Source organism: Actinomadura mexicana (assembly GCF_900188105.1).
In the GTDB taxonomy this organism is placed as follows: Bacteria; Actinomycetota; Actinomycetes; order Streptosporangiales; family Streptosporangiaceae; genus Spirillospora; species Spirillospora mexicana.
The window spans coordinates 53,874-69,569 of sequence record NZ_FZNP01000017.1; the positions used below are offsets into that span (position 1 = coordinate 53,874).

The window sequence follows — 15,696 nt, forward strand, 5'->3', positions numbered from 1 at the left end:
GTAGCCCGTGACACCCGGGAGAGAGGCGATCAGGCATGAGCGAAGCCCTGCGCGGCCGGACGAAGCGGCCGGAGCTCGCGGCCCACGGCGGGCCGCCGGTCCGCTCGGCCCCGTGGCCGGCGTGGCCGAGATTGGACGCCGAGACCGAGCGCATCGCCCTCGACGCGCTCCGCAGCGGCCGATGGGCCATCAGCGAGATGCACAACGGCCAGGAGCTGTACGAGCGCCGCTTCGCCCGCGAGTTCGCCGGGTACCACGGCGTGGCGCACTGCATCCCGACCACCAGCGGGACCAGCGCGCTGACGATCGCCTTCGAGGCGCTCGGGCTGAGCCGCGGAGCGGAGGTGCTCGTTCCCGGGCTGACCTGGGTCGCGTGCGCCTCGGCGGTGGCGGGCGCCGGCCTCGTGCCGGTCCTGGTGGACATCGATCCGGAGACGCTGTGCATGTCCCCGGCCGCCGCGGCCGCCGCGCTCACCCCCCGGACCGAGGCGATCCTCATCGTCCACTACGCGTGCAACACCGCCGACCTGGACGCCTTCCTGGACCTGTCGCGGCGGCACGGCCTGGCGCTGGTCGAGGACTGCGCGCAGGCGCACGGGGCCGAGTACCGGGGCAGGCCGGTCGGCACCATCGGCGCGGTCGGGACCTTCAGCATGCAGGAGTCGAAGGTGCTGACCTGCGGCGAGGGCGGCGCGTCCATCACCGCCGACGCGGCCCTCGCCGGCCTCATGGAGCAGTACCGCGCGGACGGCAGGGTCTACTCCGAGAACCCGGCCGTGGGGGAGCCCAACCTGCTGGACCGGGGCGACGTCCAGGGGCGGAACCTGTGCATGTCGGAGGTTCAGGCCGCGCTGCTGCTGGGGCGCCTGAAGCAGATGGACGTGGAGAACGAGCAGCGGCGCAGGACCGCCGCCCTGCTCGACGACGCCCTGACCGAGATCGGCGCGTTCTCTCCCATCGCGCTTCCGGACGGCTGCACCAGGCGGACCTACTACCGCTACTGCTTGCGCGTCGACGCCGGCGTCGATCCGGCCGAGGTCGCCGCGATGCAGGACGAACTCGGCCAGGAGCTCGGCGTCACGTGCGAGCCGCTGCACGACCCGCTGAACGACTGCGCGCTCTACAACCCGCTCGGATCGCCGCAGAAGTACGACCCGGGGATGCTTGCACGGATCGACCCGAAGAACTTCGCGCTTCCCGAGTCCCTCGCGGCCCGGCGACAGATCATCACGATCCCGCACTTCCTGCTGCTGGGCGACTACGAGGACTTCGCCGACATCCGCGACGCGCTGCTGAAGGTCTCCGCCGTCCACGGCCTCTGACGAAAGAAGGGTGCCATCATGCGAAGCCGTCTCACGGTCGACGTCGTCGGGTGCGGCGAGATCGCGCAGATCATGCATCTGCCGTTCCTGCTCGAACGCTCCGACGTGTGCACCGTCCGCGCGGTCTGCGAGCGCGACCCGCACGTGCTGAAGGGGGTGGCCGAGCGCTTCGGCGTCGCCGCCGCCTTCACCGACCACCGCGAGATGCTGGAGAACGCCCCGGCAGACGTGCTGGTGGTCCTCACCTCCGGCGACCACGCGCCCCTCATCCACGACGCGTTGGACGCCGGGATGGACGTCTTCGTCGAGAAGCCGCTGTGCTACTCGACCCGCGACGCCCACGAGATCGCGCGGAGGGCGAAAGAGCTCGGCAGGACCGTCATGGTCGGCTACAGCCGCCTGTTCGACACGGCGTTCGACGCGCTCCGGGAGGCGGTGAGCGGTGAGCCGGGGCCGGTGTACCTGCGGGCCGAGGCCGCGCTTCCCATGGACTACTACTACCGGGCGCACCTAGACGTCGTCCGGCCGCTCGACTGGACCCCTCCGCCGGCGGCGGCCCCGCAGTGGGGCGGGTCCTGGGAGTACCTCCGCGGGGAGGTGCTGTTCAACCTGGCGATCCACGAGGTCTACTGCCTGCGCGTGCTCACGGGCGTGAACAGGCCGGAGCTCCTGACCGCGTCGGAGGTCCTGGACCGCCGCGGAGTCGAGGTCACCTGGCGGAACGGCGACGACCTCCACGTCGGCATGAGCGTCCTGACGCTCGACACCATCGCGGGCGGCTACGTCGAGGAGTTCCGGGCGGTGACGGCGTCACGGACGCATGTCCTGGAGTACCCGTCGATCTACCTCAAGCACGTCCCGGCGCGGCTCACCACGACGGGGCTGCGGGGCGACGCGCTGGTGACCGAGTCGTCGCTCGGGTCCTACGTCAGCCCGTTCAAGGCGGAGCTCGACCACTTCTTCGATGTGCTGCTCGACGGGCGGCCCTGCCTGAGCCCGGCGGAGGACGCCGCCCACGACGTGGAGACGCTGAACCGCGTCTGGGCGGCGGCGAAGGACCGCCGGGAGGGTCCGGACCTCCGATGATCAAGATCAGTGCGGCCATCATGCACCATCCGCGCCGCGCCGAGCGCATCCCCTCGCTGGTGCGGGCCTGCGCCCCGCTCGTCCCCGCGGTCGTTCCCGACCCGGAGCCGGACGGCAGGCCGAGCCCGCTGCGCACGGCCAAGCGCGCGTGGGCGGCGATCGGCGGCGACGCGACGCACCACCTGGTCCTGCAGGACGACGTGCGGCCGGCCCCGGGGTTCGCCGCCCAGATGCGCGAGGCGGTCGGGCGGCGTCCCTCGCACGGAGTCGCGCTGTTCTGCCTGTGGCACACCCCGCACAACTCCTACCTGGTACGCCGGGCGGCCGTCGCCGGAGCGGCCTACGCGCCCCTCTCCCTTCACGAGTGGACGCCCACGCAGGGGTTCGTCCTGCCCGTGGAGCACGCGCACGCCCTCGCCGATTATCTCGCCGGCATCCCGGACGAGGTCCAGGACGACGACGAGATGGTCGTGGTCTTCTGCCGGGAGCGAGGCATCCCGGTCGTGGCCACGGTGCCCCACCTCATGGACCACGGGCATGCCGAGTCGCTCGTCGAAGGGCACCATGACGGGCTCCGCGCCACCGTCTTCACACCCGGTCGGAGGTGGCCGGCCGGCCAGCGGACGGCCGGCGGCGACCTGCCGCCGGGAACCTTCACCGTCGCACTGGAGGACTCGGTCTGCTCGATCCGGCTGATGCACGGCGACCCCGTCGAGCACCAGTTCTCCTGGTACTGGTACGACGCCTGCCCGCTGGCCGGGGTGGATCCCGAGGAGGTCCTGGATGCGGGCGCGCCCCACCTCTCCGGGCTGCCCGCCCGGCGGCTCCCGGCGATGACGGAGGTGTGGGCGGCGTGCTACCTCCTCGGCCTGGACGTCCGGAGGTCCGCCCCCGCCGCGGCCGGCTGCGGGCCGCTGACGCCCGTGGCGATCGCGTCGTGGATCGACCAGGGTCTCTCTCGGCGGGACCACGGCGCGCTGCGGGACGCCGCTCTCCGGCTGGCCCTGACGGCGGTGCGGCAGGGGATGCGGGAGCGGAGCCGCGCCCATGCGTCCTGACATCGCGGCCCTGGTCGGGAAGATGGCCCGGCGGGAGGCCGGCGCCGCGCTGCGCGCCGCGCCCCGGGTGGAGTTCGGCAGGGAAGGGCCGTCGGTCCGCGTGCGCCTCGTGGCATGCCCCTCCTGCGGGGCGCGTCCTCGCGGCAGGGACTGGAGCCCCCCTTTCCGTGACGGCGCGCCGCCTGGCCCCGTCCTGCGCATGCTCGCCTGCGAGACGGTCACCGCCCGCGCGCTGCTACCGATCATCACCTCGGTGGGGCACGCGCCCGGCCTTCGGCGCGCCGAGTTCGAAACCCGGGGCCTGACCTGGCTCGAAGCGGCGCCCCTCGGTCTCGGCCCCGCGCTGGAGATGGTGGACGAGGCCGAGCGCTGGGTCACCGACCCGGCCGGGGCCCGCGGACGCACGCTCCCGGCCTCCACCCGCCGCCACGGGCCGGGCCCGGCCTGGCCGGACCACCGCGAGCGGCTCGTCCCCTCGTTCCTGTCGCCGCACCCGGCCGTTCCTCCGGAACTGGAACTGCTGTACGCGCAGGAGCTCCGCGCGGCGATCGCACACGGCTACGAGCAAGCCCAGAAGGAGCAGAGCCTCCTCTGAAGGCCGGCACGACCACACCGACCTGAAGGCTTGCGATCGCGTCCGAAGGCAGGTTCGAGCGGAGCGGGCACCTGGTCGCGAAGCGAGCCGCAAGGCGGGCCGGAGCGATGCCGGCGATCGCCGGCAGTGCCCGACGACGGAGGGCCGCCAGGACCGGAAAAGGAGCAAAGGCTATAGATACAAACCAGTGCCGTGTTCGGGGCGTTCACTGGCTATGGCGTGGAGGTCGCGTTCGCGCATGATCAGGTAGTTCTCGCCCTGGATCTCGACCTCGAACTGGTCGCCGGGGTGGAACAGCACGCGGTCGCCGGGCTTGACGATCCGCACGTGGTGGCCGGCCCCGCAGACCTCTCCCCACACCAGGCGGTTCTGCTGCTCGACCGTCGCGGGGATGACGATGCCGCCGGTGCTGCGGCGCTCACCGCTGTCCTTCTCGGATTTGATCATGACACGGTCGTGCAGCATCTGGACTTCGAACTTCGGCTCGGGCACGCCGGCGAGTTTATCCGCCCGCGCGGCCGGAACGTTCCGGGCGGCCTCTGAGCCTGTGCGGCGGCCGGTCAGGGCAGGGAGGTGAGCTTGGCGTAGACGCCGGGGTAGCCGGGCTTGCCACAGCCGTAGCCCCAGGAGACGAGCGCGGCCACGCGCCCTCCCGCGATCAGCGGGCCGCCGCTGTCGAACTGGCACGAGTCGGCCTTCGCCGACCCGGCGCACAGCATGTCGGACGGGTCGAAGGAGCCGCCGTAGGCGCGCCGGCACGCCGCGTCGCCGGGAAGCGGCACGCGGGCCGCCCGCAGACGGGTGTTGAACAGGTCGTTCTCGGAGGTGAAGCCCCACCCGGCGATCTCGGCCGTGCGGGCGGAGCCGGGCGTGCCGAGGGGCGCTTGCGGGCGGTTCACGCGGCGCGCGAGCGTCAGGACGGCGAGGTCGTGGTGGCCGACGGTCTCGTCCTTGAAGGACGTCTCGTGGTACTTCGGGTGCATGCGTACGGACTTCACCGTGACCGTCTCCCCGCCGCGGCCCGTCAGGTCGTCCCGGCCGAAGGTGGCCGTCAGGACGCCGGGCACCGAGCGGAACATCGACACGCAGTGCCCCGCGGTGAGCAGCCGGTCGGGTTTCACCAGCACCCCGCCGCAGAACTGCCCGGACGGGCGGACGAAGAAGATCGGCGAGCCCACGGCGGCCAGCCACGGGTACCGCGCGGCGGGCGCCGGGGCACCGCCCACGACGGCGTCGGCGGGGGCGGCGAGCGGGGCGAGCCCCAGGGAGGCTCCGAGCAGCGCGAGGCCGAGGGACCGGCGGGACAGCAGGGCCATGGCCGCACTGTAAGCGATCAAGGGACGGCGCGCACCCGTTTCCCGGCGGCGGCCTGGTGCGTCCGGGCGGCCGGGTCCTCGTAGCGGGGGAACAGCGCCAGCGCGGCCAGCGCGAGCGCGAAGCCGCCCGCCCGGAGCGCGAACGGCCCGGTGTCGCGCGGCCACTGCTCGCCGAACAGGACGGTGCTGCTGAGGACAAGGTACGTCCGGCCGATGACGGTGAGCACGACCGCGACGATCGCGATCCGGCAGCGCTGCAGCGCGACCTGCAGCTGCCCGAGCGCGATCGCGGCGAGGCCGATCGTCAGGTACGGGTAGGGGGACTCCAGGACCGCCCGCGCGCTGCCGGTGTCCTGGTAGAGGAGCGAGATGCCGCGGATGCCGGCCTCGGCCAGCCCGGCGCAGGCCCCGGCGCCGATCCCGTAGGCGACCCCGGCGAGCCTGCGGGCGTGCCGCCCGCCCGCGCGGCGGTCGCCGACCAGCCACACCAGGGCCGCGACGACCACCGCCGGGGCGCACACGGCGAGCATCGCCCAGGGCCGGGCGAGCGTCCCGGTGAGGGTGGCGTCGGCGCGCGGCTCGCCCTCGGTCGTGGCCGACAGCCCGATCAGCCCGGTGGCGAGGACGAACAGCGCGACGCTCGCCCACTCGCGCAGGCTCAGCCGCTCGCCGAGGATCCCCACCGCGAAGGCGACGAGGAGGACCAGGCCGAGGGCGAAGACGGGCTGCGCGACGGCGAGCGGCATCGCGGAGAACGCGACGACCTCGTAGCCCAGGCCGAGGAACAGCAGCAGACCGCCGCCCAGCCAGACGGGGTCGGTCAGCATGAGCCGGGCGACGCGGAACGGGCGGCTGCCCCGCAGCGGCTCCATGCGGCGCGCGGAGACGCGGAAGACGAGGAAGGCGATGTAGTAGAGGGTGGTGGCGAGCAGGGCGAGGGCGGCGTAGCCCAGGTCGTGACCCATCGGGAAAGACCCTTCGGCGGACGGGGACGGGAAGAGTCGTCCGGCGCGCCCTCGAATCGACTCGCCCTGCCACCTTGCCCTCTCGCACCGCCCGTGACAAGGCCGTGACCCCTGACTACATGATCAATCGTATTGACGCCCGGCGGTGGACGACAGGCGGGCGACGAGCCCGCGCGGCAGCAGCCGCGTGGCCCCGACGACGGCCTTGTACTGCGCTCCCGGAATGCTGACCTGCACGCCGCGGCGCAGGTCGCGCAGGGCGGCGGCCACGACGTCGTCCTTGTCGAGCCACATGAATCCCGGGACGGCTGACATGTCCATCTGGGCGCGGTCGTGGAACTCGGTGCGCACGTACCCGGGGCAGAGCGCCATCACCCGGACGCTGCCCCGCGACCGCTTCCGGATGTCGGCGGCGACGCCCTGGCTGAAGTTCACGACCCACGCCTTGGACGCCCCGTAGGTCCCGCGCGTCGCGAACGCCGCGACCGAAGCGACGTTGACGACGCCGCCCCTGCCGCGCGCCAGCATCCCGGGGAGGACGGCGTGCGTGAGCCGCAGGACGGCCTCGCAGTGCACGCGCAGCATGGTCAGCTCGTCCGACACCGGGACGTTCAGGAACACGCCCTTGTGGCCGAACCCGGCGTTGTTGACCAGCAGGTCGACGTCCTTGCGGACGCGCTCCTCCGCCGCGGCCAGCCCCTCCTCGGTGGACAGGTCGGCGGGCAGCGTCTCGGCGCGCACACCGTAGGCGGCCCGCAGGTCGCCGGCGGTCCGCTCCAGGCGCTCGGCGTCGCGGGCGAGCAGGACCAGGTCGAACCCGTCGGAGGCGAGGCGGCGGGCGAAGGCGGCACCGATCCCCGCGGTCGCGCCGGTGATGAAGGCGGTCGGCATGGCACCGAGCCTAGGCCGCGTTCGCTACCGGGCGGTAGCGCGCCGCGCGCGGAAGTGGCGCGGGTCGGGGCGGCGGGTCGCGCGGCGGTAGGCGAAGGTGTAGCCCGGCCAGTTGTTGACGACCTTCCCGCCCGCCGTCATGTACCAGCTCTGGCAGCCCGCCTCCCAGACGGTCGAGCGCATCCGCTCCTGCATCTCCCGGGTGAAGGCGTCCTGCACGTCGGGCCGCACGTCGATCCAGTCCAGGCCCGCGCCGCGCAGCGCCTCCACGCACCCGAGGACGTACCGGAACTGCGACTCCAGCATGTAGATGATCGAGTTGTGCCCGAGGTTGGTGTAGGGCCCGTACAGCAGGAACAGGTTGGGGAAGCCGCTGACGGTGATGCCGAGGTGCGCCTGCGCGCCGTCCCGCCACGCCTCGTTCAGCTCCCGCCCGCCCCGTCCGACGATCTTCATGGGGGACAGGAACTCGGTGGAGCGGAACCCGGTCGCGTACACGATGACGTCGGCCTCGTGCGCGCCGCCCGCCGTCCGGACGCCCGACGGGGTGACGCGCTCGATCGGGTCGGTGACGAGGTGGACGTTCGGCCTGTTCAGCGCCGGATAGTAGTCGCCGGAAAGCAGGATCCGCTTGCACCCCATCCGGTATCCGGGGACGAGTTCGGCGCGCAGCGCGGGGTCGGCGACCTGCCCGGCCAGGTGCCGGCGGAAGCCGCGCTCCATGACTCCCATCAGCCGCGGGTACCGGATGAAGCCGAGCGCGCGGGCCTCGAACAGCGCGTAGATCCGGGCGCGGCTCAGCGCGTACAGCCCCGGCACGGCCCGCAGCGCGGCCCGCTCCCAGTCCCGGTACGGCCGGTCCGGCTTGTCGATCACGTACGGCGCGGACCGCTGGAACAGCAGCAGCTCCGCCGCCTCCCGGGCGATCTCCGGGACGATCTGGATCGCGCTCGCGCCCGTCCCGATCACCGCGACGCGCCTGCCCCGCAGGTCGGTGCCGTGGTCCCAGCGGGAGGAGTGGAAGGCCGGCCCCGTGAACGACTCGCGCCCCTCGATCGGCGGCAGCTCGGGCCGGTTGAGCTGCCCGCACGCCGAGACCAGCACCCGCGCCGCGAGGTCCCCGGTCGTAGTGGAGATCCGCCAGAGCGCCGCGTCCTCGTCGAACCGCGCCTCGGTCACCTCGGCGCCGAACCGGATCTTGTCCAGGACGCCGTGCTCGCGGGCGCAGTGCCGCAGGTACTCCAGGATCTCCGCCTGCGGCGGGAAGCGGCGCGACCAGTCGATCTTGCGCTCGAACGAGAACGAGTACAGGTGGGACGGGACGTCGCAGGCCGCGCCCGGGTAGGTGTTGTCGCGCCAGGTCCCGCCGAGGTCGCCGGCCTTCTCCAGGATCATCACGTCGTGGACGCCGGCCTGCCGCAGCCGGATCGCCATCCCGATCCCGCCGAACCCGCTCCCGATGATCACCACGCTGTGCGTCATGGCCGTCCCGAATCTCATTCTGCATCGGTACCCCACGAGCGTAGGTGACCATGAAGTCACTGAGAAGGTGTCGCCGCGGCGCGTTCTGTCGGTCGGTTCTGCCAGCATCCCGGCATGCCCGACGACGCCCTCGCCACCGAAGCGCGCCCCGACGACGGCCCCGGTGCCGTCCAGGCGATGATGGCGCGCGCCTGCGAGTCGCAGGAGCACGGCTCCCGGTTCGCCCTGCTCCTCGAAGAGGCGCTGCCCGCCGCCGCGCGCCTCGACGCCGCAGCCCTGCGCGAGCTGGCGCCGATGCTGAAGCAGGTCAACGGCCGCTTCGCGCGGGCCGACGTCCCGATCGGGTACCGGCAGCGGGTCGACCGCCGGCTGCGGGCGCTGCTGGCGAGCGTGGACGAGGCCTACCTGCCCGAGGGGGTGCTCCCCGTGCACGGCACGTGGGCCGCGCCGCTCCGCGAGCGCGCGCGGACGGCGCCCTCTGCCGAGCTGACCCGGTTCGTCCGGCACCTGGCGAGCCTGTCGGCGCCGCGCCCCACGCGCACGTGGCATCGGGCGTGCGTCACCCTCGCCGACGAGGCGGCCGCACGCGAGGACGTCGCCGAGTCCCTGCGCGCGCTCGCCGAGGACGAGCCGCACTGCACCCGCGAGGACGGCCCGCACACCGACGCGGCGTGCGGATACCACCATCTGGTCCTCCCGCACCACGGGGACGTGGCGCGCGGTGTCGTCTGGGCGGCGGCCCTCACCGGCGGCCCCGAGGCCGTGCCCCGCCTCCAGTCGCTCGCGCTGCGCATGGGCACGTCCGGCCGCGAGCTCTACGAGGGCCCCAAGCTCGCGGGCGCGGCGATCAACGCGCTGGGCGCGGTCGACGATCCGCGCGCGCTGGAAGCGCTCTGGCGGCTCCGCGCGCCGATCAAAAACCGCGCGCTGCGCAAGCAGCTCGACACGGCGCTCCAGGCGGCGGCCGAGCGGCAGGGCATCACGCGGGCGCAGCTCGTCGAGCGCACCGTTCCCGCCCACGGCCTGGGTCCGGACGGCTCGGTGGAGCGGACGCTCGGCGTCCACACGGTGCGCCTCGCGGTCGAGGACGCGGCGACCGTCCGGATCACCTTCACCGGCGCGGACGGCCGTGCCTCCCGGACGGCCCCGGCCGCGGTGAAGGACGGCTTCCCCGCCGAGCTGGGGCAGCTGAAGGCGCTCGCCAGGGAGGTGCGGGCGACGCTGTCGAGCGAGCGGGCGCGCGTCGAGGGCCTCATGTCGCAGGACCGCGCCTGGCCCTACGCCGAATGGTGCGAGCACTACCGCGACCACCCGGTCACTGGTGCGCTCGTCCGCGGCCTGATCTGGGAGTTCCAGGGCGATGACGGCCTCTGGCGCGCGTCCCTCGCCGCTCCCGGCGGCGACGCCGCGCACGTCAGGCTCTGGCATCCCATCCGGGCGGCCGCGGACGACGTGCGGGCCTGGCGGGAGCGCGTCGCCGACGCGCGGGTCCGGCAGCCGTTCAAGCAGGCGTTCCGCGAGATCTACCTCCTCACCCCGGCAGAACAGGACACCGCGGCCTACTCCAACCGGTACGCGGCGCACATCGTCCACTACCGGCGGCTGTACGCGCTGTTCAAAGAGCGCGGCTGGCAGGCGAACTTCCTCGGCCGGCACTACGGCGGCCACGACGGCGAGGCGCGCGGCGAGTTCGGCGGCGGCGAATGGCGGGCGTGCCTCTACCACGAGCCGGTGGACGAGGCCGACGGGGCGTATGAGTACGCCGCGACCGACCAGGTCCGCTTCGAGCGCAGGCACGGCCGGCGCTGGCGGGAGGCGCCGCTCGCCGACGTCCCGCCGCCGGTGTTCAGCGAGGCGATGCGGGACGTGGACCTGTTCGTCGGCGTCACCTCCATCGCGGCCGACCCGGACTGGGCCGACCGGGGCGAGGACCGCCACGCCGCCTACCGGCGCGAGGCGGGCTCCGGCCCGCTGACCGCGAGCGCCGAGGTCCGCCGCGCGGCGCTGGAGCGCATCCTGCCGCGCACGAGGATCGCCGGACGGTGCGCCCTCGACGGCCGCCACCTGGTGGTCCGCGGCGAGCTGCGCACCTACCGGATCCATCTGGGGTCGGCCAACGTCCTGATGGAGCCGGACGGCGCCTACCTGTGCATCGTCCAGGGGCGCCGGGCTCCCGGCACGCTGTACCTGCCGTTCGAGGACGAGCGGCTCTCGCTCATCCTCAGCAAGGCGTTCCTGCTGGCCGCCGACCACAAGATCACCGATGCATCGATCCGGCGGCAGATCGGCGGGTGATCACCTGAACCGTCCCGGAACCGGCGCCTCCATCTGGAAAGATCACCTCATGTCCGACGACCTCCGGGCGACGCCGGCCGCGCTCGACCTTCTGGACCGCCCGCCCCGCCCCGCCGAGCAGGGGGTGGTGCCCGAGCCCGGGGTGCCCGCGCACGGGCTCGGCCGCGACGGCTCGCTCGCCCGCGTCCCCGGCACGGCGTCCCTGCTGCCCGCCGGCCACCGGAACACCGACGAGGCCGTCCTGCGGCCGATCACGAGGGGCGCCTGATGGAGCTGACCGCGCGGCTGCTGCGCGCCATGACCGATCCGGCGGCGGAGGACGAGGAGCTCCGCACCTGGTATCCCGACCTGTCGGCGCTGTCCGACCACGACCTCGGCACCCTCGTGCCCGCCGCGTACGCGGTCGGCCGGGAGGCGCCGTTCGTGTCGACGTCCGTCCGGTTCAGGGTCGAGGACGAGGCCAAGCAGCGGCAGCCGCGCTACACGCCGGAGGCGTGCGAGCGGATGTTCCAGGCGCTGGTCGGCGGGCTGGCCCAGCGCAAGTGGGCGGACCTCGTGCTCGGTGCGGGCGCGCTGGTCCGCTGCACGGGGCCCTGGCCCGACCTCGCGGGCCCGGCCCGGAGGCTGGCCGAGTTCCTGCTCGGCCACGAGCGCCTCGAACAGCCGTTCGCGCTGCTCGCGATCGGCGGACTCGCGGGCGACGGCGTCCTGCGCGCGGTCGCCGACCGCCTCGAGAGGGTCAGGCAGGGGCCGATCGCGCGGGACGAACTCGACCTCGTCCTGCGCCTGGCACCGCAGGAACGGGTGCTGCTGGCCGAGCTGTTCGAGACCCGGTCGTTCACCTCCCCGCCGGTCGCGCCCCAGGTGTGGGAGCGTGTCGCCGCCATACCCGCCTGCGTCGAGTACGCCCGCGCGGCCCTGGAGGCCGCCGCCGACCGCGCCCGTGCCGTCCAGGACGGAGAGATCCCGTTCCGCGCGGACAAGGCGTTCACCGGGGACGAGGTCGCCGCCGTCGGGCACGCCGCGCGCATCGCGCTGCTGCGCGACGAGCCGTGGCTGCCCGACCTGTTCGACCGTCTCCTGCCCGGCGTCGCCGTCGCTCCGACGGAGGCGAGGACGCTGCCGTCGCAGGCGCTGCTGTACGAGATCGTCCGGGCCGCGCAGGAGTTCCCGACGCCCGAGCTGGTCACCGCGATCCGGACCGTCCGCGGGAGAGTCCGGCACGCGGGGGTGCCCAAGCAGCTCGACAAGATGCTCAAGAAGGTCGAGGCGGCCCTCGCCGAGCGGACCGAGGTCGCGCTGCGCCTACCCGATCTCGGCTTCGGCCCCGGGGGCGTCCTGCGCCGGGAACTCGGCGGCTACACGGCGCTCGTCACCGTCACCGCAGGCAAGGCCGAGCTGACCTTCGAGAAGGACGGCACGGCGCTGAAGGGCGTGCCCGCGCCCGTCCGCCGCGACCACAAGGCCGAGGTCGCGGAACTGCGCGACCTCGCCAAACGCGTCAGCGCCCAGCTCATCACGCTCGCGCGGGCGCTGGAGGGCGGCTTCACCGTCGACGCCGTCCACCCGTTCGGCCGGTGGCGGAAGGCGCTCCTGCGCCACCCGGTCGCCGGGCCGGCGGTGCGCACGCTCCTCTGGCAGATCGAGACCGCCCCCGGCGACTGGCGCACCTTCCTGCCCGAGGCCGGCGAAACGCCGGACGCCGCCGACGACGCGCCCGTACGGCTGTGGCACCCCATCAGGTCACGGCCGGACGAGGTGCGCGCCTGGCGCGACCTGCTCGTCGAGCGGCGGATCCGGCAGCCCTTCAAGCAGGCGTTCCGCGAGATCTACCTCCTCACCCCCGCGGAACAGGACACCGCGACCTACTCCAACCGGTTCGCCGCGCACCTCGTCCACTACCGGCGGATGTTCGCCCTGTTCCGGGTCCGCGGCTGGACGAGCGCCCTGCTCGGCCCCTGGGACGGCGGGAGCTCCGACGAGGCGGCCCGGACGCTCGCGGCGGGGGAGTGGCGGGTCAGGTTCTCCCACGTCCTGGCCGACTGGCAGGGCGAGCACGAGATCGCCGGGACGAACCGGGTGGTGTTCGACCGCCGCGGCGACGGCGGCGGCTGGCGGGAGGCGGCCCTCGCCGACGTCCCGCCGCTGGTGTTCAGCGAGGCGATGCGGGACGTGGACCTGTTCGTCGGCGTCGCCTCCATCGCCGCCGACCCCATGTGGGAGGACGGCGAGGCGCACGAGTACTGGGTGCGCGCGTGGTACGCCGACCTCGGCGAGTCGACCCGGACCCGCAGGGACGCACTGGAACGCGTCCTGCCGCGCACGAGGATCGCCGACCGCTGCGAGATCGACGGCCGCTACCTGGTCGTACGCGGCGAGCTGCGCACCTACAGGATCCACCTGGGCTCGGCCAACATCGTGATGGAACCGGACGACACGTTCCTCTGCATCGTCCCGGAGCGCCGCGCCGCCGGCGCCAAGGTCTTCCTGCCGTTCGAGGACGAGCGGCTCTCCCTCATCCTCAGCAAGGCGTTCCTGCTCGCCGCCGACAGCGCGATCGAGGACGAGTCCATCCTGGCGCAGATCAAGAGAGGTGCCTGATGCCCGCCGTCAACTTCCGCGACGAGACGGCCGCCGGCGCGCCCGTCGCCGGCTTCCAGGTGGCCGGGCTGCCCGACCGGATGACCGTCCGGGAGCTGATCAGGCTCCGGGTCCGCGAGGAGGTCGCCCGGCACAACGCCCGCCCCTCCGACCGGTTCCACGGACTGGTCCGCCCGGACGGCGCCGAGGCGGAGCTGAACGGCTACCGGCTGCGCGAGCCCCGCCGCCTGGACTGGGAGCGGCAGGCCGACATCGCCGAGCGCGCCTTCCTCGGCAACGGGTTCTTCGTGCTCGCCGCCGACCGCCAGGTCGAGGACCTCGATGAGGAGATCGACCTCACCGGCGACCCCGACCTCGTCTTCATCAGGCTCGTCCCGCTCGCGGGCGGCTGAGGGCCCGCCGGCCGGGCCCTCAGCCGACCAGGCCGAACTCGTGGGCGCGCAGTCCCGCCTGGAAGCGGGAGTCGGCGTCCAGCAGGACGAGGATCTCGGCGACGCGGCGCCGGTAGGTGCGCAGCGACATGCCGAGCCGCCGCGCGGCCGCCTCGTCCTTCAGCCCGCCGCCGAGCAGCTCCAGGATGCGCAGGCTCTCCCCGCCGAGCGCGGGCGGCCGGTCGCGCCGGTGGTCGGCCAGTTCGGTCGCCGTCTCCCACGTCGCCCGGAACAGCGAGACCACGCCCTTGACCACGCCCGGCGACCGGACGACGGTGTACTCGCGGACGCCGCCCTCCACCGGGCCCGCGAGGATGGCGACCCTCCCGTCCACGATGATCGTCTCGTGCGGGAGCGGCGTCGAACAGATCCGCACCCGCGCGCCCGCGGCGGCGACCGCGAGCAGCCGCCGCTCGGACTCCTCGTCGGCGAGGGCGGCCGGGTTGTACAGCTTGCGGACGGCCGGGGCGGGCCGGATCCGGCGACGCTCGGCGACGATCCGCTCCCGGAGCCCGGGCAGGGCCCAGGTGTTCTGGTCCGTCGCCGCGCACGCGAACTCCTCGCACGCGAAGAACAGCCGTCCGGCGCGCTCGACCAGCTCCGCCTCCCCGCGAAGCACGACGTTCCGGTCCAGATCGACGCTCACGGACCCAGTCTGCCACGCGGCCCGCCGGGCGATCGGCTGGCAGCAAGCTGCCAGCCGATCGCCCGGACCCCGCGGTCTCGGCACAGTGGACCGCATGACACGACACTTCGATCTCGGCGGCGACCTGCGGATCTCCCGGATGGGCTTCGGCGCGATGCGGCTGCCCGCCAGTACCCGCGGCGGACCCGCGAACGACCGGGACACCGGAATCAAGATCCTTCAGCGGGCCGTCGAGCTGGGCGTGGACCACATCGACACGGCGGCGTTCTACCACCACCAGGACGGCCTCGCGGCCAACGAGATGATCCGGGCCGCGCTCGCCCCCTACCCGCCCGGCCTGGTCGTCGCCACGAAGGTGGGACCGTACCGGGGACCGGGCGACCCCTACCCGTCCGGGCAGCTCCCGGCGTCGGGGCTGCGCGCCGAGGTGGAGCGCAACCTCACCGAGCTCGGGCTCGACCGGCTCGACCTGGTCTACCTGCGGCCCGGCGGGCTGGAGGCCCCGGCGGACGAGCCGGTCGGGGAGCGCTTCGCCGTCCTGGCCGGGCTCCGCGAGGAGGGGCTGATCAGGCATCTCGGGCTGAGCCACGTGAGCCCCGCCCAGCTGGAGGAGGCGCGCGGGATCGCGCCGGTCGCGGCCGTCCAGAACCGGTTCGACGTGACGCGGTCGCGGGACGTCGAGCTCCTGGCCGCCTGTGAGCGCGAGCACATCGCCTACGCCCCCTACTTCCCGCTCGGCGGTTTCGGCATCCCCGACGACGCGCGCGTCAACGCGGTCGCCGCCCGCCACGGCGCCACCGTCCCGCAGGTGCTCCTCGCGGGGCTGCTGGCCCTCTCCCCGGTGATGCTGGCGATCCCGGGCACCGGCTCCCCGGCCCACCTGGAGGAGAACGTCGCCGCCGCGGATCTGGCGCTCGACCCGGAGGATCTCGCCGCCCTGAAGCGGTGAGGACCGCGCGCGCGGACGCCGGACCCTCTAACCTGAACAGGTTTGCGATCAGGGGGAGA

General features: G+C 73.7%; 15 protein-coding genes. 9 read left to right on the forward strand and 6 right to left on the reverse strand.

The window, feature by feature from the left end; all coding sequences use genetic code 11:
• Nucleotides 1-35 precede the first annotated feature (35 nt).
• Genes CHC11_RS32930 through CHC11_RS32945 form a run of 4 tightly spaced genes read left to right on the forward strand, consistent with a single transcriptional unit; the run spans nt 36 to nt 4,061 of the window.
• On the forward strand, nt 36-1,322 hold the full coding sequence (locus tag CHC11_RS32930; protein WP_089315779.1) for a DegT/DnrJ/EryC1/StrS family aminotransferase: 1,287 nt from the start codon (nt 36-38) through the stop codon (nt 1,320-1,322).
• 18 nt (nt 1,323-1,340) lie between these two features.
• Nucleotides 1,341-2,408, forward strand: coding sequence for a Gfo/Idh/MocA family protein (locus CHC11_RS32935; RefSeq protein ID WP_089315780.1), 1,068 nt, complete (start codon nt 1,341-1,343; stop codon nt 2,406-2,408).
• Entirely contained in the window at nt 2,405-3,466 is a 1,062-nt protein-coding gene (locus tag CHC11_RS32940; protein WP_089315781.1) for a hypothetical protein, read from the forward strand. Before CHC11_RS32935 ends, CHC11_RS32940 begins: the two co-directional genes overlap by 4 nt.
• Nucleotides 3,456-4,061 carry a hypothetical protein gene (locus tag CHC11_RS32945; RefSeq protein ID WP_089315782.1) on the forward strand — a complete coding sequence of 202 codons (606 nt, stop codon included), beginning with the start codon at nt 3,456-3,458 and terminating at the stop codon, nt 4,059-4,061. Before CHC11_RS32940 ends, CHC11_RS32945 begins: the two co-directional genes overlap by 11 nt.
• 171 nt (nt 4,062-4,232) lie before the next feature.
• On the opposite strand, the gene CHC11_RS32950 is transcribed toward CHC11_RS32945, so the two are convergent.
• The 5 genes from CHC11_RS32950 to CHC11_RS32970 all read right to left on the reverse strand — a co-directional run bounded on the left by CHC11_RS32950 (nt 4,233) and on the right by CHC11_RS32970 (nt 8,733).
• Nucleotides 4,233-4,553: a GroES family chaperonin gene (locus CHC11_RS32950; protein WP_089315783.1), complete on the reverse strand. Its 321-nt coding sequence runs from the start codon at nt 4,551-4,553 to the stop codon at nt 4,233-4,235.
• A 68-nt stretch (nt 4,554-4,621) separates the two neighbouring features.
• On the reverse strand, nt 4,622-5,377 hold the full coding sequence (locus CHC11_RS32955) for a serine protease (RefSeq protein ID WP_089315784.1): 756 nt from the start codon (nt 5,375-5,377) through the stop codon (nt 4,622-4,624).
• A gap of 17 nt (nt 5,378-5,394) precedes the next feature.
• Nucleotides 5,395-6,342 (reverse strand): DMT family transporter, encoded by a 948-nt coding sequence (locus tag CHC11_RS32960; protein WP_089315785.1) that lies wholly within the window; start codon nt 6,340-6,342, stop codon nt 5,395-5,397.
• A 123-nt stretch (nt 6,343-6,465) separates the two neighbouring features.
• Nucleotides 6,466-7,233, reverse strand: a complete 768-nt coding sequence (locus tag CHC11_RS32965; protein ID WP_089315786.1) for an SDR family NAD(P)-dependent oxidoreductase — start codon at nt 7,231-7,233, stop codon at nt 6,466-6,468.
• Nucleotides 7,234-7,257: 24 nt separating this feature from the next.
• Complete coding sequence (locus CHC11_RS32970) at nt 7,258-8,733, reverse strand: flavin-containing monooxygenase (RefSeq protein ID WP_245920077.1); 1,476 nt, start codon at nt 8,731-8,733, stop codon at nt 7,258-7,260.
• Nucleotides 8,734-8,829: 96 nt separating this feature from the next.
• Between CHC11_RS32970 and CHC11_RS32975 the strand changes: the two genes are divergently transcribed.
• The 4 genes from CHC11_RS32975 to CHC11_RS32990 are packed head-to-tail and all read left to right on the forward strand — an operon-like array spanning nt 8,830 to nt 14,003.
• Complete coding sequence (locus tag CHC11_RS32975; protein WP_089315788.1) at nt 8,830-11,010, forward strand: DUF4132 domain-containing protein; 2,181 nt, start codon at nt 8,830-8,832, stop codon at nt 11,008-11,010.
• Between the two features lie 49 nt (nt 11,011-11,059).
• Nucleotides 11,060-11,278, forward strand: coding sequence for a hypothetical protein (locus CHC11_RS32980; protein ID WP_089315789.1), 219 nt, complete (start codon nt 11,060-11,062; stop codon nt 11,276-11,278).
• Nucleotides 11,278-13,611, forward strand: a complete 2,334-nt coding sequence (locus CHC11_RS32985; RefSeq protein WP_089315790.1) for a DUF4132 domain-containing protein — start codon at nt 11,278-11,280, stop codon at nt 13,609-13,611. Before CHC11_RS32980 ends, CHC11_RS32985 begins: the two co-directional genes overlap by 1 nt.
• Complete coding sequence (locus CHC11_RS32990) at nt 13,611-14,003, forward strand: hypothetical protein (RefSeq protein WP_089315791.1); 393 nt, start codon at nt 13,611-13,613, stop codon at nt 14,001-14,003. The genes CHC11_RS32985 and CHC11_RS32990 overlap by 1 nt, the downstream gene beginning before the upstream one ends.
• Before the next feature lie 19 nt (nt 14,004-14,022).
• Here the strand turns inward: CHC11_RS32990 and CHC11_RS32995 are convergent, their stop codons facing one another.
• Nucleotides 14,023-14,688, reverse strand: coding sequence for a response regulator transcription factor (locus CHC11_RS32995; protein WP_089315792.1), 666 nt, complete (start codon nt 14,686-14,688; stop codon nt 14,023-14,025).
• A gap of 94 nt (nt 14,689-14,782) precedes the next feature.
• Between CHC11_RS32995 and CHC11_RS33000 the strand changes: the two genes are divergently transcribed.
• A complete protein-coding gene (locus tag CHC11_RS33000) occupies nt 14,783-15,637 on the forward strand; it encodes an aldo/keto reductase (RefSeq protein WP_089315793.1) in 855 nt (284 codons plus the stop codon).
• Nucleotides 15,638-15,696: the final 59 nt, after the last annotated feature.

Coding starts and splice junctions, on each gene's coding strand:
- CHC11_RS32980 (WP_089315789.1), top strand. CDS start 11,060: ATGTCCGACGACCTCCGGGCGACGCCGGCCGCGCTCGACCTTCTGGAC.
- CHC11_RS32935 (WP_089315780.1), top strand. CDS start 1,341: ATGCGAAGCCGTCTCACGGTCGACGTCGTCGGGTGCGGCGAGATCGCG.
- CHC11_RS32940 (WP_089315781.1), top strand. CDS start 2,405: ATGATCAAGATCAGTGCGGCCATCATGCACCATCCGCGCCGCGCCGAG.
- CHC11_RS32945 (WP_089315782.1), top strand. CDS start 3,456: ATGCGTCCTGACATCGCGGCCCTGGTCGGGAAGATGGCCCGGCGGGAG.
- CHC11_RS32960 (WP_089315785.1), bottom strand. CDS start 6,342: ATGGGTCACGACCTGGGCTACGCCGCCCTCGCCCTGCTCGCCACCACC.
- CHC11_RS32985 (WP_089315790.1), top strand. CDS start 11,278: ATGGAGCTGACCGCGCGGCTGCTGCGCGCCATGACCGATCCGGCGGCG.
- CHC11_RS32930 (WP_089315779.1), top strand. CDS start 36: ATGAGCGAAGCCCTGCGCGGCCGGACGAAGCGGCCGGAGCTCGCGGCC.
- CHC11_RS32970 (WP_245920077.1), bottom strand. CDS start 8,733: ATGAGATTCGGGACGGCCATGACGCACAGCGTGGTGATCATCGGGAGC.
- CHC11_RS33000 (WP_089315793.1), top strand. CDS start 14,783: ATGACACGACACTTCGATCTCGGCGGCGACCTGCGGATCTCCCGGATG.
- CHC11_RS32965 (WP_089315786.1), bottom strand. CDS start 7,233: ATGCCGACCGCCTTCATCACCGGCGCGACCGCGGGGATCGGTGCCGCC.
- CHC11_RS32955 (WP_089315784.1), bottom strand. CDS start 5,377: ATGGCCCTGCTGTCCCGCCGGTCCCTCGGCCTCGCGCTGCTCGGAGCC.
- CHC11_RS32975 (WP_089315788.1), top strand. CDS start 8,830: ATGCCCGACGACGCCCTCGCCACCGAAGCGCGCCCCGACGACGGCCCC.
- CHC11_RS32990 (WP_089315791.1), top strand. CDS start 13,611: ATGCCCGCCGTCAACTTCCGCGACGAGACGGCCGCCGGCGCGCCCGTC.